The following is a 23951-nucleotide window of genomic DNA, read 5'->3' as shown; positions in this document are numbered from 1 at the left end:
GATTTACCCCTGCCAGTAGCGGTTAATTTCCTGATGGAATGACTCAGCTATCTGCACACCATTGCTGCCGGTCAATGCCCGGCCAGCAATGAAAGCCTGAACATCAATTTCCCTGAATAAATGAATATCTTCCGGAACAATGCCACCGGTCACAGACACGCTCAGTCCCAAATCCGACAAATCCTTCATTCGTGTCAGATCAGCTTGCCCCCAACAGACACCGGCGGCCTTAGCATCTCTGGAACGATGATAAATCACCTGACTGATACCATGCTCCTTCCACAACTTTGCATCAGCTAAGGTCCAGTGTCCGAACAACTCAATCTGCACTTCGCCTCCCATTTGAGTGGCCACCTGATGCGCAGCGGATACCGTTTCTATATGCGCAGCTGCACCTACCGTAATCCAGTCCGCCCCGGCTGACATAGCACCTGTTGCCAGCATTTCTCCCGCATCCAGCAACTTCATATCACAGACCAGACGGTGCGCCGGATATCGTTTTCGCAGTTCCCGGACCGCTTCCATTCCCTGAGCAAAGGCAAGTACAGTCCCTGCTTCGATGACATCAACATGCTCAGCAATGCAGCTGGCGTGCTGCAGAGCCGTCGCCATATCGGCTGAATCAAGTGCCACTTGTAATAAAGGCTTTTTCATACGATCTCCTCTGTTTTTACACCATGTTTTCGAATTGCTGAAGGCAGCGGATATAGCGTTCATAACGGGAAAACTGAGACTGATAGTCTGAATACAACTCAGGGTTTGGGTGAATCACTTTCACCTCAGTACCCAGTGCGGCGAGTGCCCGGCCGAAGTCCGGGTACTCTCCCGCTCCGATCATCGACACCAGTGCAGCCCCCATCGCGCCGGTTTCTTCCAGCAATGGAATTTCAAGCGTTAAACCGGTCATATCCGCCAGCATCTGCATCCAGGTCAGAGACTGTGCGGAACCACCACTCACCCGCAGCCGCTTGATCCGGGGAAAACGTCTGAGCATTTTTTGCAGATGCACATAGTGGCAGAACAGAATCCCTTTCCAGATCGCCTGAATCAGATGTCCTTTGGTATGATGCGCCTGCACGCCATAGAGTGAGGCTTTTAACCCGAGACCCGCGTTAGAGCCGTAAAGAAAAGGAACAAACAAAATATCGGCATCAAGTGGCGGCAGTGCTGCGACCAAGGCCTCATTCTCACGGTGATTGAAAGCCCCGTTTTCTCCAAGATAAGGCGTAAACCATTCATAGTTGCTGGCAGACGTCGGACTGGCCTCATGAACAATATACTCACCGGGAATCGCGTATTGCCCGTAGACAAATCGCTCATCTCCCCCGGGATCTGAGTCCGTGGTAATGCCTGAGGTCACCGACCATGTTCCCATGACAAAATTAAGGGAAGTTTCATCTGAGTTAATCCCCGAACAAACTGCCGTTGACACCACATCGAATAACCCGCCATACACAGGCGTGCCTGCAACCAGCCCCGTTTTTTCAGCAGCTTCTTCCGTGATGTTTCCCGATAAATCAGTGGGGTAAATCAGTTCCGGTAAAGCACTCCCCGATTCTTCAATTTCAAAAATCTTCAGCAGTTCGGGATCATATTTTTTATCCACTGCATTAAAGAAATTACTTTCAGACATATTGGTAATTTCAGCCTGCACCCGGCCGGTCATCCGGTAACGCAGGTAATCATGTGACATCAGGATCGCCCCGGTCCGGTTGTACACATCCGGCTCATGAACCTTAATCCAGCGAAGTATCGAAACCGGATGGCCGGTCCATAATGTTTGTAACGTCAGTGGATAAATTCTTTCCGGAATCCCTTCACATTGCCACTGCCGGACAATATCTATCGCCCTGCTGTCAGAAGATAAAATGCCATTGCGCAGTGCATTGCCGTTTCTATCCAGCAGATAAAGTCCTTTCCCCTGGGCTGAAATACTCAGGCCTTTAATCTGAACCGGATCAATACCGCTTTGGCTAATCACACCTTTGATCGCCCGGCATGCTTCCTGCCAGTATTGCTCAACATCCCGTTCGACCCATCCGGGTTGTTCACAAATAACCCGGGTATTTTCGCGATATAATGCAACCTGCCTGCCCTGACGATCAAATAAACAGGCTTTTAACATGGTGCCGCCCGAATCAATGCCCAGATAATAATTCATACAACCTCCGAGACCATTCAGAAAATATTCTGCCGGTATACCCAAGCAACCTGAAGATGCAGGATTCAGCGTGCAGCCGAAAGGTACAGTTCAAGGAAAGAGAATGCAGGAATGTACCCACCTTTCAAATTCTCTTGACGCAGAAATGTGCCTTTCAGCTCACGCCCTGCGGGTGAGTTTGTCAGGCTCTGATACGGCGTTACTGATTTTCAACGTAGAATAACTATGTCTTCAAATCAGTGCCTTGTCTCAGAGCCGGACAAATCTCACTGAAACCTGCATCTTCAGGTTGTTTGGGTATAAACAGTGAATTTCTTCGTGTAATAAAATTCAAGTACACAGGTACATTCCGGATATTTCACCGAAATAAAAACCACACAGACAAATTAAATAAAACAGCAGATAAGCGAATAAATTAATTCATTTTCATTTCTGCCCGTAATAAGCATCACTGCCATGTTTACGGTAATAATGCTTATCTGAAAGTTCTTTCTGAATAAAAATACCTGAATTTAATGAACGGGTGCCTAAAGCCATCAGGGCAACTTCTTCCAGCACCACCGCATTATGAACGGCATCATTTGCATCTTTTCCCCAGCAAAATGGTGCATGACCGGAAATAACTGCACTTGGCACGGCCTGTGGATCAATTGCCCGGCGGGCAAATTCCTCAACAATCACCAGCCCGGTATTTTTCTCGTAATCCTGTTCAATTTCATCAGGTGTCAGTGGCCGGGTACAGGGAATATTGCCGTAGAAATAATCCGCATGGGTTGTTCCCAGTGCCGGAATATCAAGCCCGGCCTGAGCCCAGATAGTTGCATGACGTGAATGAGTGTGAACAATACCGCCAATGTCAGAAAATGCTTTGTATAATTCAATATGTGTTTTGGTATCACTGGATGGATTTAACTTGCCTTCAATGATATGACCGTCTAAATCCAGCACAACAATATCTTCCGGTTTCAGTTGATTATATTCAACACCGGATGGTTTGATGGCAATGATATTATTTTCCCGGTCAATTTCAGAAACATTTCCCCAGGTAAACGTCACCAAACCATATTCAGGCAATTTCAAATTCGCTTCTAATACCTTTTGTTTTATTTCGGAATACATAATCTCCTCCCAAAAATAATCAAGATGCGATAAAACGGCGTGCCTGATATAAAAAATACAGCACGCCATGATTCATTATTTTTCCGCATTGATAATTTTATTAATCATGGTATCGCCATTGGCTTTAATGAAACTGTTCCATACCGGTTTTACAACCGCCTGGAATGCTGCACCATCCACATCCCGGTTCACCTTCATACCATGCGATTCCAGCTCAGCGATCATTTCATCTTCTTTTTTGATGCTTAGCTGTCGCTGCATCTCAACCGCATCTTTTGCAACATCAGCAATCACCTTTTGCTCTGCCGGCGTCAGTTTTTTAAATTTGCGCAGATTCATCGTCAGCACCAAAGGTGAGTAGGCATGCTGTGTCATGCTGAGATATTTCTGAACTTCGTAGAATTTAAATGAGAGCGTCACACCAATCGGGTGATCCTGTGCATCGACCACACCGGTTTCCAGTGCTGTATACAATTCAGCCACCGGTATTTGCTGCGGGTTGGCATCAAGCCGGTTAAACATGTCACTGAGTGCTTTTGAACTGTTCACCCGCATTCTCAACCCGGCAACATCTTCAGGGGTTCTGATTGGCCCGCGGTTATTGGTCATATTCCGGTAGCCATTTTCAGGATATCCCAGACCTTTAATGCCGAATTTCTCCATCGATGTGAGCACTTCTTTCCCGACCGGGCCATCCAGTACTTTATAAGCGGTCTGGCGATCCGGAAATATGTAAGGCAGCGTGAATGCGGCAGATTCAGGCAAGAGTCCCGACCAGTTATTTAATCCCACCATTGAAATATCAATAATGCCGGCCCGGGTTCCATCAATCATCTGTTTATCGTTACCCAGCTGACCCTGCGGGAAGATGTTCACTTTAAGACTACCGTGCGAACGTGCTTCAACTTCTTTTTTGAAGAACAGAGACATATCCTGCTGCAAATCTGATTTGGGTGCAGCATGCGCAAGCTTTAATGTGGTCGCATAACCGGGTGCAGAAGACAGCAGCAATGTTGCTGTCAAACCTGCAATTTTAAATAGTGATTTCATGTTGTTTCTCCGTTATCCGATAATAAATTTCATTGGTATAGTTATCATGCCCGGGAAAATCACAAACAGAATCAACAGCAGAACGTAAGCCAGAATAAACGGGAATACGCCTTTTACTGCTTTTGACATCGGCACTTTTGACACGCCACAAACCACATTCAGCACTGTTCCCACCGGCGGGGTAATCAGCCCGATAGAGCAATTAATGACAAACATCAGTCCGAAGTATGTTTGATCGATCCCGGCTTGTTTGATCACAGGCATCAGCAAAGGCACCAAAATCAGAATGGAAGGACTTAAATCCATTACCATGCCGACACACAGCACCATGAGCATAATGACTGCCATCAATAAACGGGGGCTTTGTACCAGTGGTCCCAGTAGCTGGGCCAGCTGTTGGGGAAGTTGTGCGACGGTAATCAGCCAGGCAGCTACCATGGCGCAACCGACTAAAAACATCACCATGGCTGTCGAGCGGCCAGCCGTCAGCAGAATCTGATAAAAACTTTTCAGATTAATCTCTTTGTAAATTACTGAAGAGACAAAAATGGCATAAACCGCAGCAACGACGGCAGCTTCTGTCGGCGTAAAGATGCCGAAGCGGATACCGCCAATAATGATGATCGGCAGCAACAACGCCCAGATACCATCTTTCAGGGCTGCCCGCTTTTCAGCTTTTGAAGCTCTTGACTGAACTTCAAGTGATTCAGAACGAACCACCATGGCCCAGACAAACATCAGCGTCATCCCCATTAACAAACCAGGCACAATACCGCCAAGGAACAGGTTCTTAATCGAAATACCACCAGCAACACCCACCAGAATCAGGGGCAAAGATGGCGGAATAACCGGTGCGATAATACCGCCGGCAGCCAGCAGCCCCATCGAGGAGCTTTCCGGATATTTTGCAGCTCTCATCATCGGGTAAAGAATACTGACCAGTGCAGCCGCATCAGCAACAGCGGAACCGGAAAGGCCAGCAAGCAGTACCGATGTCATGATGGCAACATAACCCAGTCCGCCTTGCATATGGCCGACATAGCAGGTTGCCAGCCGGACAATCCGGGTCGAGAGGCCACCAGCCGACATCACTTCTCCGGCGATCAGGAAGAATGGGATCGCCAGCAGGGTAAAGCTGTCCACACCATTGACGAGCGCCTGAGCCAGAATATCAGAGCTGAACAGATCCATATGCATCATCAACGCAATGGATGACAGCAGTAACGCAAAAGCAACAGGCAGGCCTAAGATGATGGAAACAATCAGCACGACCAGAAAAATAGCAAGCGTCATTCTTTATCCTCCGGCTTTTCTTCGGTTAACCAGGATGGTGAGAAAATTCGTCCCAGCGCCAGCACACTCATTAAGCCGCCGGAAATCGCCCCGGCAAGATAGAATAGTGCGGAAGGCAGTCCGGTCAGCGGAGAGATGTCCTGCCAGTTGTCCATCATTTGGTTAAAAGAGCCATAGAACAACATACCTACTGACAACAAAATAACCGCCCAGCCGATACGCCGGAGAAAAGGCACCCAGCGCGGCATCAGATTTTCAGTGAATTCAGTGACGGCAAGGTGCTCATCCCGCTTGAGGACAATCACGGCCCCAAGCAGAACGACCCATACCAGCCCCATCCTTGAAAGTTCGACCGATTCCCTCAATCCGGAAGAAAAGCCGTATCTTAAAATCACGTTAGTAAAGACCAGGATCAGCATTGCCACCAAAATAGCAGCCATGATGATATCAATGCTTTTCCATATCCATTTCAATATGTTACGCATATACGCCTCCAGTCATTAAAAATATATATGCTAGAGTGAAAGAATCTGCTGCCAGATTTCGTCGTGAATTTCGATACCGCCTTGCTGTTTATGTTGCTCAATGAAACGTTCAATTTCAGAACCGGCAATCATTACCTGACCACTTTCAGCAGGTTCAGAGGCCAGTACATAGTCTTTAATACGCTGCATTTCTTCACCAAGCTGGTGACTATTCATTGTTTGGCTGACATCAATGGCTATCAGAAACTGCGACACACCAAACTCGGCACCGACATCATCCGTCAGCGCAGGCACTGAATGGCCGCCACTGACTGCTGTAATCAGCATATCCAGCACAATTGCCATCGATGAACCTTTCCAGAATCCCATGGGCAGCATCCGTTTGTTTTCCCAAAGTACATGCGGGTCACGGGTCAGGTTTCCTTCGTCATCAAAACCACCAACAACAGGTAACTCTTTGTCTGCCAGCACATAGTTCTGGAGTTGTCCGTAGGAATACTGCGTCATTGAACAATCGACCAGAACCGGTGGATCTCCCGGCATCGCCATAATCAGCGGATTACTTCCCACCCGGTGATCCTTTCCGCCCCAGGCTGGCATCACAGCAATAGAGTTCGTTGATGCGATACCGGCCAGACCCGCTCTTGCCATTTTGAGAACATAAGCTCCGCCCCGCATCCAATGGTTCGAGTTTTTCATCGCCACCATGCCGATACCATATTCTCTGGCCAGTTCTATGGCCCTTTCTGAACAAATCAGGCCATTTAAAACACCTGGGCCTAAATGACAATCCCACTGTTCAAGTGCACCAATACTTTTGACACATTCAGGTGTTGCATTCAGGTTGATGTGTCCCTGATCAACCTGATCGATAAATACCGGGAAACGGTTAATTCCGTGGGAATACGTGCCTTCATTCGCCATCTCAACAAACCCTGCGGCCAGTTTCGCTGCCGAATCAGGCAGCATTCCTCTTTTTGTTAAGGCGCTTTCAAACTGGTGCTGTAACTCTTTTAAAGATATAAGAGGCATGTCTATCTCCAATCAATTCCACATTACGAAAAAATACTACTCCTTATTCCAAAAACAGAAATACAAAATTGTTCACTTTGTGAGCCGATTGATTAAATTTGAAATTTATTACCTATTTTGTTCCACAATACGGAACAACAAAGTTAAAGATCAGAGCAGAGAAATGATGATGGATGGGTTCGTCACAATAAAATCAGAGGAGGTCAGGAGAAAGATAAACAGAACTGGATGTATATAAAAACGTCACAGCTTACAGATACAGTAACCAGATGACGGTAATAAAAATACATTTTGGTTGATGTAAGTGATTTTGTTCAAAAAACAAACGTCACTATGTAATATATTTACGTAATCATATAACATCATTAAAATACTCAATATCACACAGAAACATTTGTAACGGAAAGGAATGACGCATGAAAACAATTCAGCCCATTTTATTTTTTATTAAATTCAGCCTGGTACTTGCTGCCAGTATTCTCATGACAAGCTGGACATACATGTAAGATGACCCGTGTTTAACCCCGTATCGCGGACCAGCAAAAAAAACACGACGGCCAGTCACAGAAGAGGAGCCGAAGACTCCTCTTGAAAAATATCACAGATTAAAGTGAGAGAATCTGTTGCCAGATCTCCGGGTGAATCTCAATACCACCCTGCAGCTGATGTTTATCGATATAAGCCTGAATACCGGAACCGGCAATTTTAACCTGACCGGTTTCTCCCGGCTCCGAAGCAAGCACATACGCTCTGATACGCTGCATCTCCTGTTTAAATTGCGCCTGCCCCATAGTTTTACTGATATCGATCGCAATCAGAAACTGTGAAACACCGAACTCAGCACCGACATCTTCGGTTAAGGCCCGGACAGAATTGCCTCCGGAAATTGCTGTCAGCATCATATCCAGCACAATAGATAATGAGGATCCTTTCCAGAATCCCATCGGCATCAGGCGTTTATTGTCCAGCAGAACGTCCGGATCTGTCGTCGGATTGCCATCATTATCAAATCCTCCGGGAACAGATAGTGATTGTCCAGCCAGAGCATGATTCTGAAGCTGTCCATTCGAATACTGGCTCATGGAGCAATCAACCAAAACCGGCGGCTCACCGGCTATCGCCATCATCAGCGGATTATTTCCGATACGACAATCTTTGGCACCCCAGGCAGGCATCACGGCAATTGAGTTAGTTGCAGCAATACCTGCAAAACCTTCCCGGGCCATTTTCAGTGCATAAGTCCCGCCCCGCATCCAGTGATTGGAATTTCTCATTGCGACCATACCAATCCCATAATCCCGTGCCAGTTCCATCGCTCTTTCACTGCAGGTCAGCCCGTTTAAAATACCGGGGCCAAGGTGGCAGTCCCATTGCTCAAGCGCGCCGAAACTATTCACGCATTCCGGCGTCGCATTCAGATTGATATGCCCCTGATCAACCTGAGAAATAAATACCGGAAACCGGTTGATACCGTGGGAATAGACACCTTCATTGGCCATCTCAACAAAACCTGCGGCTAATTTTTCCGCGGACTCAGGTGGCATATCCCGCTTCAGCAGTGCCTGCTTAAATCGCACCTGAATCTCTTCTAAAGGAATAACCGGCATCATTCTTCTCCATGATTACTTGACTAAATTTTCGGATAGTACGCCAGATTCATCAAATTGGTATGTTAAATAATCTTTTTTGTGAGCCATAATCTGAGATTTAATATACCTAAATAATAAAATTATCTGCATCTACGAAGATTGTATTAACCCAAAAGTTACTTATACCCAAACAACCTGAAGATGCAGGGTTCAGGTTGCTTGGGTATATATCCCTGTAAACCAAAAACGGGAGCCTCAAAGAGACTCCCGTTTCAAGTATGGATAACGTTTGATTATGTTCTTAATCCAACCCCATTCTTCACCAGATAATGCGCCAGTGCATATAGAATAATGACAAAACCACACAGCACACCAAAAGACATATAGATGCTGACGTCAGACACCCCTAAGAAGCCATAACGAAACGCATTGACCATATAAACGATCGGATTAATTTTCGACACATACTGCCAGAATTCCGGAAGTAAAGAGAGTGAATAAAAAACGCCACCTAAGTAAGTCAGCGGTGTTAAGACAAACGTCGGAATGATGGAAATATCATCAAATGTTTTGGCATAAATAGAGTTGATCAGCCCACCAAGTGCAAAGACAACAGAAGTCAGACAAATTGTGGTGATAATGACGGCCCAGTGGTGCACCTGCAAATGAACGAAAAACAGAGAAACACAGGTCACCAGCGTACCGACACACAGCCCCCGGGCAACGCCCCCCATCACATAGCCCCAGATGATGACATAGTTCGGTACGGGGGCAACTAACAGCTCCTCAATGTTCCGGTGCATTTTGGCACTGAAAAAAGAGGAGGCAACATTGGAATATGAATTCGTAATCACGGACATCATAATCAGCCCGGGAACAATGTATTCCATGTATTTGAAACCATGCATTTCTCCGATACGGGAACCGATCAACTGACCAAAAATAATAAAATAAAGCATCATGGTAATGGCTGGCGGAACCAGTGTCTGAACCCAGATTCTGCCAAAACGGATGATTTCTTTTCTTAATAAACTGCAAAACGCCGTCCAGTAAAGCTTATGCATCATTTTCTCACTTCTGCTCACTGACAATAGTTACGAATAGTTCTTCCAGACGGTTGGCTTTATTCCGCATAGAAAGCACATGAATACCATGCTCCGATAACTGTTTGAATATATGGTTTAAACCCTGTTCTTTTCCAACCTCGATTTCCAGAGATCCCCCATGAAATGTCTGCTTCAGTACATTCGACAGCTCAGGGATTTTTTCCGGATCACTATCAACATCGAGAATAAAACTTTCCACCTGTAGTTTACTCAACAGTGATTTCATCGAGGTGTTCTCGATCAATTCACCACGGTGAATAATACCGATATTCCGGCACAGCATTTCCGCTTCTTCCAGATAATGCGTGGTCAAAATGATCGTCACCCCCTGTTCATTAATGAGTTTCAGGAAATCCCACATGGATCGCCTGAGCTCAATATCAACGCCCGCTGTCGGCTCATCCAGAATTAATAGCTGAGGCTCATGCATCAGGGCTCTGGCTATCATCAAACGTCTTTTCATTCCCCCGGAGAGGTTTCTTGCCCGCTCTTTACGCTTTTCCCACAGATCCAGTTGCGATAAATACTTGTGCGCCCTTTCTTTTGCAACATTGCGGGCAACACCATAATATCCGGCCTGCTGCAGCACGATTTGTTCAACCGTCTCGAACTGATTGAAGTTAAACTCCTGCGGGACCAGACCGATATTCAGCTTTGCCTGTTCCAGACGTTCATCCAGATCATCACCAAATATGGAAACTTTTCCTGATGTCTTGTTTACTAAAGAGGAAATAATACCAATGGTCGTGGACTTACCTGCACCATTCGGACCTAATAAAGCGTAAAAGTCTCCTTTCTGCACGGAAAGGCTGATCCCTTTAAGCGCTTCAAAACCTCCTGCGTAGGTTTTTCTCAAATTTTCGATTACTAATGCATTCATACTGAAAGCTGGCACCTCATCGATATGGGTTTCGCTGAATGATACTCATATGTTGGCTGATGATTAAAATTTCAACCCTAACACCACTGACTGTCTTTTCACAGTCATCATCTCTTTAAGAAAATTTTCAGGCTAAATATCACATCAGATGATTCACCCGGTTCATCTTTCTTTGGAAAAACAACTCATCAGATGAGACAGAAACATTTAGGCGAGTCCCCTGATATTGTGTATATTGACCCGGGCATCATATGAAGGAACCATATGATAGCCTTGTTATTATTGTCTTCGCTACATGAACTTACGACAAATGTACTAAGGGAACGTAAGATGCCTAAGTTAAAACACTTATTTGAAAATAATGCCAAGTGGTCCCAGTCGATTAAAGAAGAGAACCCTGAGTACTTTTCAAAAATGGCAGAAGGGCAAAACCCTGATTTTCTGTGGATTGGATGCTCTGACAGCCGGGTTCCTGCAGAGCGACTTACCGGTCTTTACTCCGGGGAATTATTTGTTCACAGAAACGTTGCAAATCTTGTCGTTCATACCGATTTAAACTGTTTATCTGTTGTTCAATATGCTGTCGATGTTTTAAAAGTTAAACACATCATGATATGTGGGCACTACCACTGTGGTGGGGTAAACGCCGCCATTGATAATCCTAAGCTGGGTTTAATCAATAACTGGCTGCTACATATCAGAGATTTATATTTCAAACACCGGGATTATCTCAACCACATGTCCCCGGAGGAACGCTCTGATAAACTGGCTGAGATTAACGTCGCAGAGCAGGTCTATAACCTCGGGAATTCAACCATATTGCAAAATGCCTGGGAGCGGGGACAAAAAATTCAGCTTCACGGCGTTGTCTATGGCATTGAGGACGGCAAATTAGAATATCTGGGCGTTCGCTGCCAATCAGCAAAAGATGTCGAAGAAAATTACCAGGAAGCAATGAATAAGATTCTTAACCCAGAGCATAAACTGCTCTGTCGGTAATTCGCTGAACAGAAGGATAGTAAAAATCCGCCTTCTTAGAAGGCGGCTTTGGTTTACAGCCCCCTGAAAGGGAGCATTCTCGCGCTGTTAGTTCATCTTCAACTCTAACTGCGCCTCGTATTCTTGATCTTTCTTATCTTGGTGTCTGACGTAACGTCTGATGATTTCTTCATTTACGCCAACCGTATCGACAAAGTAACCTCTTGCCCAAAAATGATTTCCCCAGAGCTTCTTTCTTATATGCGGGAATTTGTTAAACAACCGGATTGCCGAACGTCCTTTCAACATCCCCATCAACGTTGAGATAGACACTTTTGGTGGAACTATCACAACCAGATGAACATGATCTTGCTGAACATTTAGTTCCAAGACCTCGCAATCTTTCATATTGCATAAAATATAGATTGAGCGATAAAGCTCCTTACCTACGTTACCTTTCAGGATCTTGAATCTGTATTTCGGCGTCCAAACTATATGGTATTTACAACGCCAATAGACATGTGATGAACTTCTATAGTCGCCCATGTTTTTTGTTTCCTCTTACTTGTGGTGAATAAGAGGTTTACTTCTAACATGGGCATTTCTTCGGGCAATAGCCCCAAGGTTCAATCACCACCGCCCAAGGCGGTGGTTTAGGGATGACAACTAAAAAAGCAGCCGGATGGCTGCTTTTTCTTATTTAATCACTCTTAAGCTTGGCTTACCTTTTGGTCGCGATGGCTCTGAACCATCATCTTCAGATACTGAAAGAGAAGACTCCTCCATATCAGTGTCAACACGAACCAGACCACCCGGCTCTTCATCTGCGTTTTCAATTTGACGTACATAAGCGTCTTCAGGTTCAAACATTGTTCCAGCACCGTTTTCACGGGCATAAACAGCCTGAACTGCATAGAGCGGAACGATCACTGAATGAGGCGCACCACCAAATCTGGCATGAAAAGTAATGGCATCATTACCCAACTCAAGATGGCCAACAGCACGGGGAGCGATATTTAAAATAATCTGCCCATCGCGGATAAACTCAACAGGAACACGAACCCCCGGAAGTGTTGCATCAACAACCAGATGAGGCGTTAAATCATTTTCCAGCAGCCAATCATAAAATGCACGGAGCATATAAGGTCGACGCGGAGTCATATTATCCATGAAGTCTCAATACCCAGAATTAATTAACGGGATAAACGCATTTCACGCTCGGTTTCTGTCAGAGATGCGAGGAACGAATCACGTTCAAACACACGATTCATATAAACTTTCAGTTCCTTTGATCCCGGGCCAGTTAACTCAATACCCAGAACAGGAAGACGCCACAACAAAGGAGCCAGGTAACAATCAACCAGACTAAACTCTTCACTCATGAAGTATTCGAATTCTGCAAACACCGGCGCTAAAGTTAACAAATCATTTTGTAATTTATTACGCGCTGAATCAGCTTCATCAGGCTTGCCATTCTCAATTTTTTCAGCCAATGAATACCAGTTTTTCTCAATGCGATAAATCATCAAACGGCTATTACCACGTGCAACTGGATAGACAGGCATTAAAGGAGGATGCGGAAAACGCTCATCCAGATACTCCATAATAATTTTCGAGTCATAAAGCGCAAGTTCACGATCAACAAGAGTCGGAACAGACTTATATGGATTTAACTCTATAAGTTCCGCAGGCAGGTTTAATTCATCAACTAACTCAACTTCAACACTTACACCTTTTTCAGCCAGAACAATTCTTACCTGATGACTATAAATATCAGAAGCACTTGAAAATAACGTCATCACAGAACGTTTATTGGCAGCAACAGCCATGGATCCTCCAGCATATATAAAGATAGAACAATGGAGCGAAGCCTCCATTGATAGTTCAGTATTGATTAAAAACAGCACGGTATAGTAACACAATCGCGGCACACCACGCCAACACTCTTTGCGCTACTGCAAAAATCTTATCATATAAAAAAACCCGGCCAGAAGCCGGGTTTTTGCATTATAAAATCGTAAATCGATATTAACGCTTTGAGAACTGTGGGCGACGACGTGCTTTACGAAGACCAACTTTCTTACGTTCAACACGACGAGCATCACGAGTCACATAACCAGCAGCGCGAAGTGCTGGACGAAGAGACTCATCGAACTCCATTAGTGCACGAGTAATACCGTGACGAATTGCACCAGCCTGACCTGAAATACCACCACCTTTAACAGTGATGTAAAGATCAAGCTTCTCAGTCATTTCAACAAGCTCTAAAGGCTGACGAACAACCATGCGAGCAGTCTCACGACCAAAATACTCGTCTAGGCTACGCTTGTTAATGACGATATTGCCGCTGCCTGGTTTGATAAAAACACGTGCAGCTGAGCTTTTGCGACGGCCTGTGCCGTAGTATTGATTCTCTGCCATTTTCGTAATCCCCAATTAGATGTCCAGTACTTTTGGTTGTTGAGCAACATGGTTATGCTCAGCGCCAGCGTAAACTTTCAGCTTACGATACATAGCACGGCCAAGAGGACCACGTGGTAGCATACCTTTTACTGCCAGCTCAATCGCCATTTCCGGTTTACGATCAATCAGCTTGTCAAAAGAGATTGATTTCAAACCACCCGGAAACTCAGAGTGACGGTAATACATTTTGTTTTTCGCTTTGTTACCAGTTACAGTAACTTTCTCAGCATTGACAACGATGATGTAATCACCAGTATCAACGTGAGGAGTGTATTCAGCTTTATGCTTGCCACGCAGGCGAGATGCAATTTCACTTGCCAGACGACCCAGAGTTTTCCCCTCAGCGTCTACAACATACCAGTCGCGTTTTACAGTTTCTGGTTTAGCAACGAAAGTTTTCATGCTAATAATAACCCGTTTCTTTCAGTTTAAATTTCAAGGAGTACAAACCATACTCCCACACTGTCTAAGAGCCCATTCATCACCCCTTCGAGCGGTTGGCACTCTCGACCCTGCTTTTGAACTTATAATGCTCAAAAAAGGTCTGCAGTAACGGTGGGTCGCAGGATTATAGAGAAGAGAGAAGAAAAAATCACCTCTTTTCTTTAAAAACAGGCATTTTTCTTTAAACTGATTATCTGGCTAAGTCATCGGCTAAGATAAGTGCTCTCTGGCAAGATATTCACGACTCTGCATTTCAGTTAAACGAGACTGGCAACGCTGGAATTCAAATTCAAGCCGTCCCCCGGAATACAGCTGCTCCAGGGCAACTTCAGCGGAAATAATCAGTTTGACACGCCGTTCATAGAACTCATCAACCAACGCAATAAATCGACGGGCTGCATCATCCATCACTTCACTCATTTGCTTTACATCAGCTAATATTACTGTATGGTACAAACGAGACATTTCTATGTAGTCAGCCGCACTTCTCATCGTCTCACACAACTGCTCAAATGTTATCAGTAATACGCCATGACTCGCTTTAATGATTGGAATACGGCGGTTATTAATTTCAATGCTTCCTTCAAACTCATTTCCCTGCTGATTAATAAGCTGGTCATAATATCGGTTAAGATCAGCTCTCGATTTATCATCATTTGGAAAATGATAAATATCTGCCTGCTCTAAAGTTCTCAAGCGGTAATCGACACCACTATCAACATTAATAATGTGACAATGGTTTTCGATTAATTCAATCGCCGGTAAAAACCGGGCACGCTGTAATCCATTCCGGTACAACAGGTGTGGCGGTATGTTTGAGGTTGCAACAAGAATGATTCCCTGCGCAAACAGTGCCTGAAATAAAGTGCCCAGAATCATCGCATCCGTGATATCTGAGACAAAAAATTCATCGAAACAGATAATATCTGTCTCATTCTTAAAACGCTGTGCAACTACCTTCAATGGGTCAGCCACTTCTTTTAACTGTTTGAGCTCATCGTGAACACGATACATAAACCGGTGGAAGTGCATTCTCATTTTTCGTGACGCAGGAAGAGACTCAAAAAAGATGTCCATCAGGTATGTTTTCCCCCGGCCGACCCCTCCCCACAAATAGACACCTTTCGGTACAGGTTGCTCAATCGTTTTTTTCCTGAAGATCTTCGAAAAAAAAGTATGACGTGACTGTACCCGGGGTAACAAAAACTCATTTAGTTGAGAACAGAGCTCATCCAACACATCAATCGCGTCAGACTGTGCGCTGTCTATCTGAAATGCATTATTTGCTAAATCATAATGATAACGTTGTTTTGGAGTCATAAGATTATTTTTTAACACAACAGGCTATAAGAGATATGTGACATTCTTTCACTTTATCCATCAGGAAACTCATAGTACCATATCCCAAGTACGAGTTGTTGCAAGCAAAAGGTATGTTATACCCAAATCACTTCAGGAATTGTTATCAAGGTGATTTGGGTATAAATAACTATAAGGAACTGTTATGCCTTGGATATACGCAATTGTGGGATTACTGGCCGGATGTATTGCCGGTGTTATTATTACCCGTCTGACGACACCACAATATAAAAATCAAAAATCCCTGCAAAAAGACTTAGACAGTGCAAAATTTACTATTGAACAGCAACGTCAGGAACTCGTTGATCATTTTGCTCAGACGGCAGAAATGCTGGATGCAATTGGCAAAGACTACACTAAGCTATATCAACATTTAGCAAAAACCTCTTCCGAGTTAATTCCTAATCTTCCTGAACAGGATAATCCGTTTATAAAAACAATCGCTAAGCATAGCCCGGTTGAAAGCACTGAGAAGGATAAAAACCCTCAACCAGAGCAGCCACCTAAGGATTATGCATCAGAAGCAACCGGACTGCTACGTTCAGAAGATAAACCGATTATCCACTCAAAAGATATCGTTGGTGTACAAAGCAACTAAAAAATTTGTGAACTAAGTTAAGGTTTTTGAGTCATAAAACACACTTATTCCTTTGATACTTTTTGTTGAAACACAGCTCAAGAAGTTAATAAAGGCGTTCTATGAAGAGGAGTTTTAGGATGAAAAAACCTTTACTTGCATTAACCGCTCTATCATTATGCATTAGCTCTGTCATTACCCCATTACCAGCAAGTGCTGCTTTACCATTGGCAGTCAACGGGGAACAGGTTCCCAGTCTCGCCCCAATGCTTGAAAAAGTAACACCAGCTGTTGTCAGTATCGCTGTTGAAGGCACTCAGGTATCCCGTCAGCGCCTTCCGGAACAATTCAGGTTTTTCTTTGGACCTGACTTTCCAACGGAAAAGCTGCAAGAACGCCCCTTCAAAGCCTTAGGCTCCGGTGTCATCATCGATAAAGATAAAGGTTACGTGGTTACAAATTATCACGTCATCAATAGTGCAGATAAAATTCGTGTGAAATTGCATGATGGCCGGGAATATGATGCCGAACTAGTTGGTGGAGACAAAATGTCTGATATTGCTTTAATCAAACTGAATAAAGCAAAAAACCTGACAGAAATAAAAGTTGCTGACTCAGACAAAATCAGGGTCGGCGATTTCTCCGTAGCAATTGGAAACCCATTTGGCCTGGGACAAACCGTTACCTCAGGCATTATTTCAGCCTTAGGCAGAAGTGGCCTGAATATTGAGAATTTTGAGAATTTTATCCAGACAGATGCAGCTATCAATAGTGGTAACTCTGGTGGTGCATTGGTCAACCTGAAAGGGGAATTGATCGGTATTAACACCGCAATTCTTGGACCAAATGGCGGAAATATCGGTATTGGATTTGCCATTCCTTCAAATATGATGAAAAACCTGACCGACCAGATTCTTGAATTTGGTGAAGTCAAACGTGGCATGCTTGGTGTTCAGGGGGGTGAGGTTACTTCCGAATTAGCGAAGGCAATGGGATATGAATCCAGTAAAGGTGCCTTCATCAGTGAAGTGGTACCGGATAGTGCTGCTGATAAAGCAGGATTAAAAGCCGGTGATATCATCACCTCTGTAAATGACAAGAAAATTGATACCTTTTCTGAGCTTCGGGCAAAAGTCGCGACACTCGGTGCCGGTAAAGGTGTGAAAATTGGTATTCTGAGGGATGGCAAATCAATGACTTTTGATGTGACACTCGGTGAACAGAATGAAACAAAGACCAAAGCGGAAAACTTACACAAAGGTTTGGCCGGGGCAGAGCTGTCCAATACAATAGACAGTGATTCAATCCAAGGTGTGAAGGTCACTAAAGTTGCAAAAGACTCTCCGGCGGAGCGCTATCAGCTTCAGGAAGGAGATATTATTATTGGTGTGAATCGCCAACGAATTAAAAACATAGCACAACTAAGAAAAATTCTTGATAAAGATCCGGATATTCTGGCACTGAATATCCAGCGTGGAGACAGAACTATTTACCTGGTCATTCGCTAATCTTTAATTCATCAAACGGATCTTTTATTGCGAAAGGTCCGTTTCTTATTAACTCAGACAATGTTATCCTCCCTGCTCATACTTGTACTACTTTATCAACATGATACAAACGATATAGTTATACAACGCTTCACTTATCGTGACCATAAACTTCTTGTAAAACTAAGCTAAACAGAGAGTGAATTGAAAAGCATGGTAGCGTATATACTTCGTTCTATAGGACTCGGCATTCTGACTGCTGCAGTTGTCGTATTGTCTGTTCCCTCTCTGAGAGTTCACCTGTTTCCGTCTCAACAAATATCAGAACCATCTGATATTGGCACTTTACAGGTTTCTTTTAACGAAGCGGTACGTAAAGCAGCGCCGGCGGTAGTGAATATATACAGCCGAAAATATACAGAAAATAACCGTGCAAAATTATCAACTCAAGGGTTAGGCTCTGGCGTTATCGTAAGTGAAAAAGGTTATATCATCACCAACTATCATGTCATAGCTCAGGCAGATCAAGTCATTGTCGCCCTGCAGGATGGGCGAGTCGCTGCCGCACAATTAGTCGGCAAAGATCGCCGGACAGATATTGCAGTACTCAGGATAGAAGGCAGTAATCTCCCGGTTATCCCTCAGTCTCCTGACTATTCCCCTCAGGTTGGAGATATTGTTCTTGCTATTGGAAATCCATACAACCTGGGACAAACAACGACTTTCGGCATTATATCTGCGACAGGCCGTTCATCAATTAGTGCTGACGGAAGACAGGCCTTCATCCAGACAGATGCAGCAATTAATGAAGGTAATTCAGGTGGTGCCTTAGTCAATACTCAGGGAGAACTTGTCGGAATTAATACCGCTTCATTTCAACAGGCAACAGATCTCGAAACTTATGGTATCTCTTTTGCCATCCCTTACAGGTTAGCGAATAAAATCATGGAAAAAATCATCGCTGACGGCAGAGTGATCCGCGGATACATAGGTATCGACGGGCAAGATGTAAGCTCTGTTGCTTCCCGCCTTTTGGGAAGCGAACACGTTGGAGGCATTATTGTGCTTGGCGTTGATCCAAATGGACCTGCGTATAAGGCTGGATTCAAAGCTCAGGATATCATTATCAAGATTGATGGGCATAAATTAAATGGACGGGATAGCGTGATGGATATTGTGACTGATCTCAGGCCAGGCACAACAATCAATGTCGAAGTTATCAGAAAAGGGAAAAGTATTACGCTTCCAGTCACCGTCGCGGAAGATACCAGAGAGTAGATAACAATCGGTATCGATATACTCAAAAAGTAAAAGGCATAAAAAAGCGGAGCACCAGCTCCGCTTTAAAATACTTACCAGAATAGCATTACTTCTTAGCAAGCTTCTCTTTAATACGAGCAGACTTACCAGAACGTTCACGCAGATAGTACAACTTGGCACGACGTACTGCACCACGACGTTTAACTTCAATGCTGTCAACAGTTGGAGAATGTGTCTGGAACGTACGCTCAACACCTTCACCGTTAGAAATTTTACGTACAGTAAAAGCAGAATGCAGACCACGGTTACGCACACCAATTACAACACCTTCAAAGGCCTGTAAACGCTCACGCTCACCTTCTTTAACTTTTACCTGAACAACAACTGTATCACCTGGTCCAAACTTTGGCAGGTCTTGTTTCATTTGCTCTTCTTCAAGAGCCTTGATGATATTACTCATTATAAATTTCCTAGAATAAACTGATACTCAATAAATAAAAGTTACTGTTCGTGGTGTTCTTCAATAAACTCCACCAGCAACTGTTCCTGTTCGTCAGTCAGAGCTAGGTTTTCCAGGAGCTCTGGTCTTCTCAGCCAAGTTCGGCCTAAAGACTGTTTCAATCGCCATTGACGAATATTGCTGTGATTACCAGATTTCAATACGGATGGAACACTCTTCCCATCAAGAATATCTGGCCGCGTATAATGTGGACAGTCAAGTAAACCATTCACAAAAGAATCTTCTTCCGCTGAAGCAAAATCCCCTAACACTCCGGGAACAAAACGGGATACTGAATCAATGATTGTCATTGCAGGCAGTTCACCGCCAGTCATGACGAAGTCACCGACAGACCACTCTTCATCAACTTCAGACTCAATTACACGCTCATCGACCCCTTCATATCGACCACAAATCAGAATTAAACTCTTATTTGCAGCCAGTTCTTCAACACCGCTTTGATCTAATTTACGGCCTTGAGGAGAGAGGTAGATCACTTTTGCTTTGTCTGGCGCAGCGTTTTTCGCTGCCTGGATAGCATCACGTAATGGCTGAACCATCATCAGCATACCAGGTCCACCACCATAGGGCTTATCGTCCACAGTCCGGTGCTTATCATGGGTGAAATCCCGGGGATTCCAAACCTCTAAAGATAAAAGCCCCTTAGATACCGCTTGACCTGTAACTCCAAAATCAGTAACAGAACGAAACATTTCAGGAAACAGGCTTATAATGCCAACCCACATAATTTTTCCCGCTCTGTCTTAAGAGTTAAAACCCAGGATCCCAGTCAACTTCGATCCGTTGAGCTTCGCGATCGATATTTCGAATCACTTGCTCTTCAAGAAACGGTATTAAACGTTCCTTTTGCCCAAAAGCATCTTTAAGATTAGCTTTCACAACCAAAACATCGTTTGAACCGGTTTCCATTAAATCTGTAACCTCACCCAAGTGGTAACCCGTAGTTGTTACGACTTGCATTCCAAACAATTCTCGCCAGTAGAACTCATCTTCTGACAGTTCAGGTAGTGAATCTGAATTAACCAAAATTTCAAAGTTAGTCAGAAGGTGAGAATCCTCACGCAAATCCAACCCTTCAAGCTTAACGACCATCCCTTTGTTATGGCGTTTCCAGCTATCTACTTTATATTCGACTAATTCCCCTTTTCGGTTTATATACCAGGGACTGTAATCAAAAATACTTTCAGGGGTGTCCGTGTAGGAAAACACTTTTAACCAACCACGAATGCCATAAGTAGCACCAAACTTACCCATAACAATCTTATTTTCGTGTTTGCTCATCGCGCTTTTTACCTTTCATAGACGCTACTCTTTACCATCATCAATGGATTAAGCAGCTTTCTGTGCATCTTTTACAAGCTTAGCGACGCGATCTGACAGAGATGCACCCTGAGAAACCCAATGATTTACTCGATCCAGATCTAAACGAAGTCCTTCTTCCTGACCAGCCGCAGTAGGGTTAAAGAAACCTACTTTTTCAATAAAACGACCTGTCGCAGCTTTGCGGCTATCCGCAACTACGATTTGATAGAATGGACGCTTCTTAGCGCCGTGACGTGCCAAACGAATGGTTACCATATCGTCCTCTTTGCTTTCTTACATAATAAAATTAACCCCAAATACTATTTGTCAGTGATTCACTTAAGAAATAGTTTGGGGTCTCGTGCCAATTTAAAGCCACGGAATTTTACCCTTATTCCGCAACATTGCAAGGTTTTTAGCTACTTTTTAGCCATCATAATTCACTACCAAAAACGTTAGCGGCCAAATGGGTTGAAACCGCCTCCGCCGCCAAGTCCTCCCATCATACCCTGCATATTTCTCATCATGCCTTTCATGCCGCCCTTCTGCATTTTTTTCATCATTTTCTGCATTTGGGTAAACTGCTTCAATAAGCGGTTGACATCCTGGACCTTCGTCCCTGAACCAGAAGCAATTCTCTTTTTACGGGAGCCTTTAATAATATCCGGGTTTTGACGTTCCTTCATGGTCATTGAACTGATAATTGCTTCCATTTGCTTAAACATTTTATCGTCAACTTTTCCCTTAATATCATCTTTCATGTTGGCCATACCGGGCAATTTATCGATCATTCCCATCATGCCACCCATATTTTGCATCTGCCCAAGCTGTTCTCTGAAATCTTCCAGATCAAACCCTTTTTTCTCTTTAAATTTCTGAGCAAGCTTTTGTGCTTTATCCTGATCAACATTACGCTGAATATCTTCGATCAGTGACAGTACATCACCCATTCCCAGAATCCGGGAAGCAATCCGATCAGGGTGAAAAGGTTCCAGCGCATCTGTTTTTTCACCAACACCAAGGAATTTAATTGGCTTACCGGTAATATGCAGGACAGACAAGGCAGCACCACCACGGGCATCACCATCGACTTTAGTCAGAATCACACCGGTTAGTGGCAATGCATCACCAAATGCCTTCGCGGTATTGGCAGCGTCCTGACCGGTCATGGCGTCAACAACAAAAAGAGTCTCAACCGGATTCACAACAGAATGAAGACTCTGAATCTCTTTCATCATTTCTTCATCGATTGCCAGACGACCCGCCGTATCGACAATCAATACGTCGTAAAACTTTTTCTTCGCATGGTCAATGGCAGCTTCTGCAATCTGTACAGGCTTTTGTTCCGGAGAAGAAGGAAAGAAATCAACACCGACATCAGTAGCAAGCGTTTCCAGTTGCTTGATTGCCGCGGGACGATAAACGTCAGCTGAAACAACAAGCACTTTTTTCTTATCCCGCTCAGTCAGCAATTTAGATAACTTGCCGACACTCGTGGTTTTACCAGCCCCTTGCAAACCAGCCATTAAAATGACTGCCGGAGGTTGAGCCGCTAAGTCAATTTCTTCATTTGACTCTCCCATGACAGCTTCAAGCTCAGATTGCACAATTTTGATAAACTCTTGCCCGGGAGTCAGCGACTTAGATACCTCAACGCCGACTGCACCTTCTTTTACCCGGTTAACAAATTCCCGGACAACAGGAAGAGCGACATCAGCTTCTAAAAGAGCCATCCGGACTTCTCTGAGTGTCTCTTTGATATTGTCTTCGGTCAGGCGACCCTTACCACTGATATTTTTAAGTGTCTTGGATAATCGATCCGTTAAGTTCTCAAACATTTTGCTTCTCTTTACTGGAATGCAATTCAGATAATAATAGCTGGCAATGAGTATACCTTAGCCAGAAAAATTGTCATGTTTACTTCATCAGACGATCAACTTCCCCACGAAAGAAATCATCAAATGCAGTATTCAAATCGTGGCTCAATGTGATTGACCTATGTATAATTCATCAACTTAGCAATTACTTTGATGAAAGATATGGACCACATAATCGCAATAGTTACCTCATCATTCTATTTTCTTGCTATTGCAACAACGATTCCGGGTTTAGTGAATCAAACTGGAATCAAAGCAAAAGCAGTCATTTTATGCGCGATCGTTGCGTTGTTTTTCCATGGCTGGTTGCTGGCTGATTTAATCCTTCATCGTAATGGTCAAAACCTGAGTATTTTAAACGTCGCATCACTCATTAGCTTTATTGTTTGCTTCGTGATGACAATCACAATGCGCAAGACACGCTTATGGTTCATTTTGCCGGTGATTTATGGATTTGCTGCTATCAACATATTAGCGGCAACTTATCTGCCAGGTTCATTTATTACCCATTTATCAGACAAACCGCCTTTACTGATTCATATCTCTCTCGCATTACTTTCATATTCCACGTTAACCATAGGTGCACTATACGCGCTTCAGTTAACCTGGCTCGATCATAAACTGAAACATAAAAAGCTACAGGCAATTAACCCTAACCTTCCTCCCTTATTACTGATTGAACGACAACTGTTCCGAATTATACTCATTGGTAATATTTTACTGACAGGAACACTCATTACCGGTTTCACTTTTGTTCAGGAAATGTTTGCTCAAGGCAAAGCTCACAAAGGAATACTGTCATTTGTGGCCTGGATTACTTATTCTGTCCTGCTGTGGGGACACTATCATAAAGGCTGGCGCGGCAGAAAAGTCACATGGCTGACGATCACTGGTGCGTTTTTGTTAACTTTAGCTTACTTTGGTAGCAGATTTGTGAGAGAAGTCATCTTAAATTAAGCGGACTGGTTG

The 23951-nt window shown here is 44.1% G+C and carries 26 protein-coding genes; 5 read left to right on the top strand and 21 right to left on the bottom strand.

From position 1 onward, the window contains the following. Positions 1–3 precede the first annotated feature (3 nt). The 10 genes from OC443_RS03880 to OC443_RS03835 form a co-directional block, all read right to left on the bottom strand. The gene (locus OC443_RS03880) at positions 4–654 is read right to left on the bottom strand and encodes a 3-keto-L-gulonate-6-phosphate decarboxylase UlaD (RefSeq protein ID WP_073580220.1); all 651 of its coding nucleotides are present in this window, start codon (positions 652–654) and stop codon (positions 4–6) included. Between the two features lie 16 nt (positions 655–670). Next, the gene (locus OC443_RS03875; protein ID WP_073580221.1) at positions 671–2161 is read right to left on the bottom strand and encodes an FGGY-family carbohydrate kinase; all 1491 of its coding nucleotides are present in this window, start codon (positions 2159–2161) and stop codon (positions 671–673) included. 426 nt (positions 2162–2587) lie between these two features. Continuing rightward, positions 2588–3280, bottom strand: coding sequence for an L-ribulose-5-phosphate 4-epimerase (locus OC443_RS03870; RefSeq protein WP_073580222.1), 693 nt, complete (start codon positions 3278–3280; stop codon positions 2588–2590). 75 nt (positions 3281–3355) lie between these two features. Further along, positions 3356–4330 (bottom strand): TRAP transporter substrate-binding protein, encoded by a 975-nt coding sequence (locus tag OC443_RS03865; RefSeq protein ID WP_073580223.1) that lies wholly within the window; start codon positions 4328–4330, stop codon positions 3356–3358. A gap of 12 nt (positions 4331–4342) precedes the next feature. Beyond that, the gene (locus OC443_RS03860) at positions 4343–5623 is read right to left on the bottom strand and encodes a TRAP transporter large permease subunit (RefSeq protein WP_073580224.1); all 1281 of its coding nucleotides are present in this window, start codon (positions 5621–5623) and stop codon (positions 4343–4345) included. After that, positions 5620–6108: a TRAP transporter small permease gene (locus tag OC443_RS03855; protein ID WP_073580225.1), complete on the bottom strand. Its 489-nt coding sequence runs from the start codon at positions 6106–6108 to the stop codon at positions 5620–5622. The genes OC443_RS03860 and OC443_RS03855 overlap by 4 nt, the downstream gene beginning before the upstream one ends. A 30-nt stretch (positions 6109–6138) precedes the next feature. Then, a complete protein-coding gene (gene yiaK, locus OC443_RS03850) occupies positions 6139–7140 on the bottom strand; it encodes a 3-dehydro-L-gulonate 2-dehydrogenase (protein WP_073580226.1) in 1002 nt (333 codons plus the stop codon). Positions 7141–7745: 605 nt separating this feature from the next. After that, complete coding sequence (yiaK, locus tag OC443_RS03845; RefSeq protein ID WP_073580228.1) at positions 7746–8750, bottom strand: 3-dehydro-L-gulonate 2-dehydrogenase; 1005 nt, start codon at positions 8748–8750, stop codon at positions 7746–7748. Positions 8751–9022: 272 nt separating this feature from the next. Next, positions 9023–9793, bottom strand: a complete 771-nt coding sequence (locus OC443_RS03840; protein WP_073580341.1) for an ABC transporter permease — start codon at positions 9791–9793, stop codon at positions 9023–9025. A 7-nt stretch (positions 9794–9800) separates the two neighbouring features. Further along, positions 9801–10715 carry an ABC transporter ATP-binding protein gene (locus OC443_RS03835; RefSeq protein WP_073580229.1) on the bottom strand — a complete coding sequence of 305 codons (915 nt, stop codon included), beginning with the start codon at positions 10713–10715 and terminating at the stop codon, positions 9801–9803. A 330-nt stretch (positions 10716–11045) separates the two neighbouring features. Here OC443_RS03835 and can point away from each other — a divergent pair, with 330 nt between their 5' ends. Then, positions 11046–11714, top strand: a complete 669-nt coding sequence (gene can, locus OC443_RS03830) for a carbonate dehydratase (protein ID WP_073580230.1) — start codon at positions 11046–11048, stop codon at positions 11712–11714. A gap of 87 nt (positions 11715–11801) precedes the next feature. Here the strand turns inward: can and tnpA are convergent, their stop codons facing one another. The 6 genes from tnpA to zapE form a co-directional block, all read right to left on the bottom strand. After that, on the bottom strand, positions 11802–12239 hold the full coding sequence (gene tnpA, locus OC443_RS03825; protein ID WP_073580231.1) for an IS200/IS605 family transposase: 438 nt from the start codon (positions 12237–12239) through the stop codon (positions 11802–11804). 150 nt (positions 12240–12389) lie between these two features. Next, entirely contained in the window at positions 12390–12854 is a 465-nt protein-coding gene (sspB, locus tag OC443_RS03820; protein ID WP_200796893.1) for a ClpXP protease specificity-enhancing factor, read from the bottom strand. 32 nt (positions 12855–12886) lie between these two features. Continuing rightward, the gene (sspA, locus tag OC443_RS03815; protein ID WP_073580233.1) at positions 12887–13522 is read right to left on the bottom strand and encodes a stringent starvation protein SspA; all 636 of its coding nucleotides are present in this window, start codon (positions 13520–13522) and stop codon (positions 12887–12889) included. Between the two features lie 199 nt (positions 13523–13721). Further along, a complete protein-coding gene (rpsI, locus tag OC443_RS03810; protein WP_073580345.1) occupies positions 13722–14114 on the bottom strand; it encodes a 30S ribosomal protein S9 in 393 nt (130 codons plus the stop codon). Positions 14115–14129: 15 nt separating this feature from the next. Next, complete coding sequence (gene rplM / locus OC443_RS03805) at positions 14130–14558, bottom strand: 50S ribosomal protein L13 (RefSeq protein ID WP_073580234.1); 429 nt, start codon at positions 14556–14558, stop codon at positions 14130–14132. Positions 14559–14810: 252 nt separating this feature from the next. Further along, positions 14811–15920, bottom strand: coding sequence for a cell division protein ZapE (gene zapE, locus OC443_RS03800; RefSeq protein ID WP_073580347.1), 1110 nt, complete (start codon positions 15918–15920; stop codon positions 14811–14813). Between the two features lie 184 nt (positions 15921–16104). Here zapE and zapG point away from each other — a divergent pair, with 184 nt between their 5' ends. The 3 genes from zapG to degS all read left to right on the top strand — a co-directional run bounded on the left by zapG (position 16105) and on the right by degS (position 19301). Continuing rightward, complete coding sequence (gene zapG / locus OC443_RS03795; protein ID WP_073580235.1) at positions 16105–16557, top strand: Z-ring associated protein ZapG; 453 nt, start codon at positions 16105–16107, stop codon at positions 16555–16557. A gap of 119 nt (positions 16558–16676) precedes the next feature. Continuing rightward, the gene (locus OC443_RS03790; protein ID WP_073580236.1) at positions 16677–18044 is read left to right on the top strand and encodes a Do family serine endopeptidase; all 1368 of its coding nucleotides are present in this window, start codon (positions 16677–16679) and stop codon (positions 18042–18044) included. Between the two features lie 192 nt (positions 18045–18236). After that, positions 18237–19301 (top strand): outer membrane-stress sensor serine endopeptidase DegS, encoded by a 1065-nt coding sequence (gene degS, locus OC443_RS03785; RefSeq protein WP_073580237.1) that lies wholly within the window; start codon positions 18237–18239, stop codon positions 19299–19301. 88 nt (positions 19302–19389) lie between these two features. Here degS and rplS read toward each other — a convergent pair whose 3' ends face one another. The 5 genes from rplS to ffh all read right to left on the bottom strand — a co-directional run bounded on the left by rplS (position 19390) and on the right by ffh (position 22943). Beyond that, entirely contained in the window at positions 19390–19743 is a 354-nt protein-coding gene (gene rplS / locus OC443_RS03780; RefSeq protein ID WP_073580238.1) for a 50S ribosomal protein L19, read from the bottom strand. A 41-nt stretch (positions 19744–19784) separates the two neighbouring features. After that, positions 19785–20528: a tRNA (guanosine(37)-N1)-methyltransferase TrmD gene (gene trmD / locus OC443_RS03775; protein WP_073580239.1), complete on the bottom strand. Its 744-nt coding sequence runs from the start codon at positions 20526–20528 to the stop codon at positions 19785–19787. A 25-nt stretch (positions 20529–20553) separates the two neighbouring features. Next, positions 20554–21084, bottom strand: coding sequence for a ribosome maturation factor RimM (gene rimM, locus OC443_RS03770; RefSeq protein WP_073580241.1), 531 nt, complete (start codon positions 21082–21084; stop codon positions 20554–20556). Positions 21085–21132: 48 nt separating this feature from the next. Then, complete coding sequence (gene rpsP, locus OC443_RS03765) at positions 21133–21381, bottom strand: 30S ribosomal protein S16 (protein ID WP_073580242.1); 249 nt, start codon at positions 21379–21381, stop codon at positions 21133–21135. Positions 21382–21560: 179 nt separating this feature from the next. Further along, on the bottom strand, positions 21561–22943 hold the full coding sequence (gene ffh, locus OC443_RS03760; RefSeq protein ID WP_073580243.1) for a signal recognition particle protein: 1383 nt from the start codon (positions 22941–22943) through the stop codon (positions 21561–21563). Between the two features lie 201 nt (positions 22944–23144). On the opposite strand from ffh, the gene OC443_RS03755 reads away from it, so the two are divergent. Next, the gene (locus OC443_RS03755; protein WP_073580349.1) at positions 23145–23939 is read left to right on the top strand and encodes a cytochrome C assembly family protein; all 795 of its coding nucleotides are present in this window, start codon (positions 23145–23147) and stop codon (positions 23937–23939) included. The last annotated feature ends 12 nt before the right edge of the window (positions 23940–23951 follow it).

It is taken from the genome of Vibrio quintilis, assembly GCF_024529975.1.
In the GTDB taxonomy this organism is placed as follows: Bacteria; Pseudomonadota; Gammaproteobacteria; order Enterobacterales; family Vibrionaceae; genus Vibrio; species Vibrio quintilis.
This window is presented reverse-complemented; position numbering and strand designations above follow the sequence as displayed.

What these genes read in the sequence shown, in the direction of transcription:
- OC443_RS03880 (WP_073580220.1), bottom strand. Translation starts at nt 654, where the DNA reads ATGAAAAAGCCTTTATTACAAGTGGCACTTGATTCAGCCGATATGGCG.
- OC443_RS03875 (WP_073580221.1), bottom strand. Translation starts at nt 2,161, where the DNA reads ATGAATTATTATCTGGGCATTGATTCGGGCGGCACCATGTTAAAAGCC.
- OC443_RS03870 (WP_073580222.1), bottom strand. Translation starts at nt 3,280, where the DNA reads ATGTATTCCGAAATAAAACAAAAGGTATTAGAAGCGAATTTGAAATTG.
- OC443_RS03865 (WP_073580223.1), bottom strand. Translation starts at nt 4,330, where the DNA reads ATGAAATCACTATTTAAAATTGCAGGTTTGACAGCAACATTGCTGCTG.
- OC443_RS03860 (WP_073580224.1), bottom strand. Translation starts at nt 5,623, where the DNA reads ATGACGCTTGCTATTTTTCTGGTCGTGCTGATTGTTTCCATCATCTTA.
- OC443_RS03855 (WP_073580225.1), bottom strand. Translation starts at nt 6,108, where the DNA reads ATGCGTAACATATTGAAATGGATATGGAAAAGCATTGATATCATCATG.
- yiaK (WP_073580226.1), bottom strand. Translation starts at nt 7,140, where the DNA reads ATGCCTCTTATATCTTTAAAAGAGTTACAGCACCAGTTTGAAAGCGCC.
- yiaK (WP_073580228.1), bottom strand. Translation starts at nt 8,750, where the DNA reads ATGATGCCGGTTATTCCTTTAGAAGAGATTCAGGTGCGATTTAAGCAG.
- OC443_RS03840 (WP_073580341.1), bottom strand. Translation starts at nt 9,793, where the DNA reads ATGCATAAGCTTTACTGGACGGCGTTTTGCAGTTTATTAAGAAAAGAA.
- OC443_RS03835 (WP_073580229.1), bottom strand. Translation starts at nt 10,715, where the DNA reads ATGAATGCATTAGTAATCGAAAATTTGAGAAAAACCTACGCAGGAGGT.
- can (WP_073580230.1), top strand. Translation starts at nt 11,046, where the DNA reads ATGCCTAAGTTAAAACACTTATTTGAAAATAATGCCAAGTGGTCCCAG.
- tnpA (WP_073580231.1), bottom strand. Translation starts at nt 12,239, where the DNA reads ATGGGCGACTATAGAAGTTCATCACATGTCTATTGGCGTTGTAAATAC.
- sspB (WP_200796893.1), bottom strand. Translation starts at nt 12,854, where the DNA reads ATGACTCCGCGTCGACCTTATATGCTCCGTGCATTTTATGATTGGCTG.
- sspA (WP_073580233.1), bottom strand. Translation starts at nt 13,522, where the DNA reads ATGGCTGTTGCTGCCAATAAACGTTCTGTGATGACGTTATTTTCAAGT.
- rpsI (WP_073580345.1), bottom strand. Translation starts at nt 14,114, where the DNA reads ATGGCAGAGAATCAATACTACGGCACAGGCCGTCGCAAAAGCTCAGCT.
- rplM (WP_073580234.1), bottom strand. Translation starts at nt 14,558, where the DNA reads ATGAAAACTTTCGTTGCTAAACCAGAAACTGTAAAACGCGACTGGTAT.
- zapE (WP_073580347.1), bottom strand. Translation starts at nt 15,920, where the DNA reads ATGACTCCAAAACAACGTTATCATTATGATTTAGCAAATAATGCATTT.
- zapG (WP_073580235.1), top strand. Translation starts at nt 16,105, where the DNA reads ATGCCTTGGATATACGCAATTGTGGGATTACTGGCCGGATGTATTGCC.
- OC443_RS03790 (WP_073580236.1), top strand. Translation starts at nt 16,677, where the DNA reads ATGAAAAAACCTTTACTTGCATTAACCGCTCTATCATTATGCATTAGC.
- degS (WP_073580237.1), top strand. Translation starts at nt 18,237, where the DNA reads ATGGTAGCGTATATACTTCGTTCTATAGGACTCGGCATTCTGACTGCT.
- rplS (WP_073580238.1), bottom strand. Translation starts at nt 19,743, where the DNA reads ATGAGTAATATCATCAAGGCTCTTGAAGAAGAGCAAATGAAACAAGAC.
- trmD (WP_073580239.1), bottom strand. Translation starts at nt 20,528, where the DNA reads ATGTGGGTTGGCATTATAAGCCTGTTTCCTGAAATGTTTCGTTCTGTT.
- rimM (WP_073580241.1), bottom strand. Translation starts at nt 21,084, where the DNA reads ATGAGCAAACACGAAAATAAGATTGTTATGGGTAAGTTTGGTGCTACT.
- rpsP (WP_073580242.1), bottom strand. Translation starts at nt 21,381, where the DNA reads ATGGTAACCATTCGTTTGGCACGTCACGGCGCTAAGAAGCGTCCATTC.
- ffh (WP_073580243.1), bottom strand. Translation starts at nt 22,943, where the DNA reads ATGTTTGAGAACTTAACGGATCGATTATCCAAGACACTTAAAAATATC.
- OC443_RS03755 (WP_073580349.1), top strand. Translation starts at nt 23,145, where the DNA reads ATGGACCACATAATCGCAATAGTTACCTCATCATTCTATTTTCTTGCT.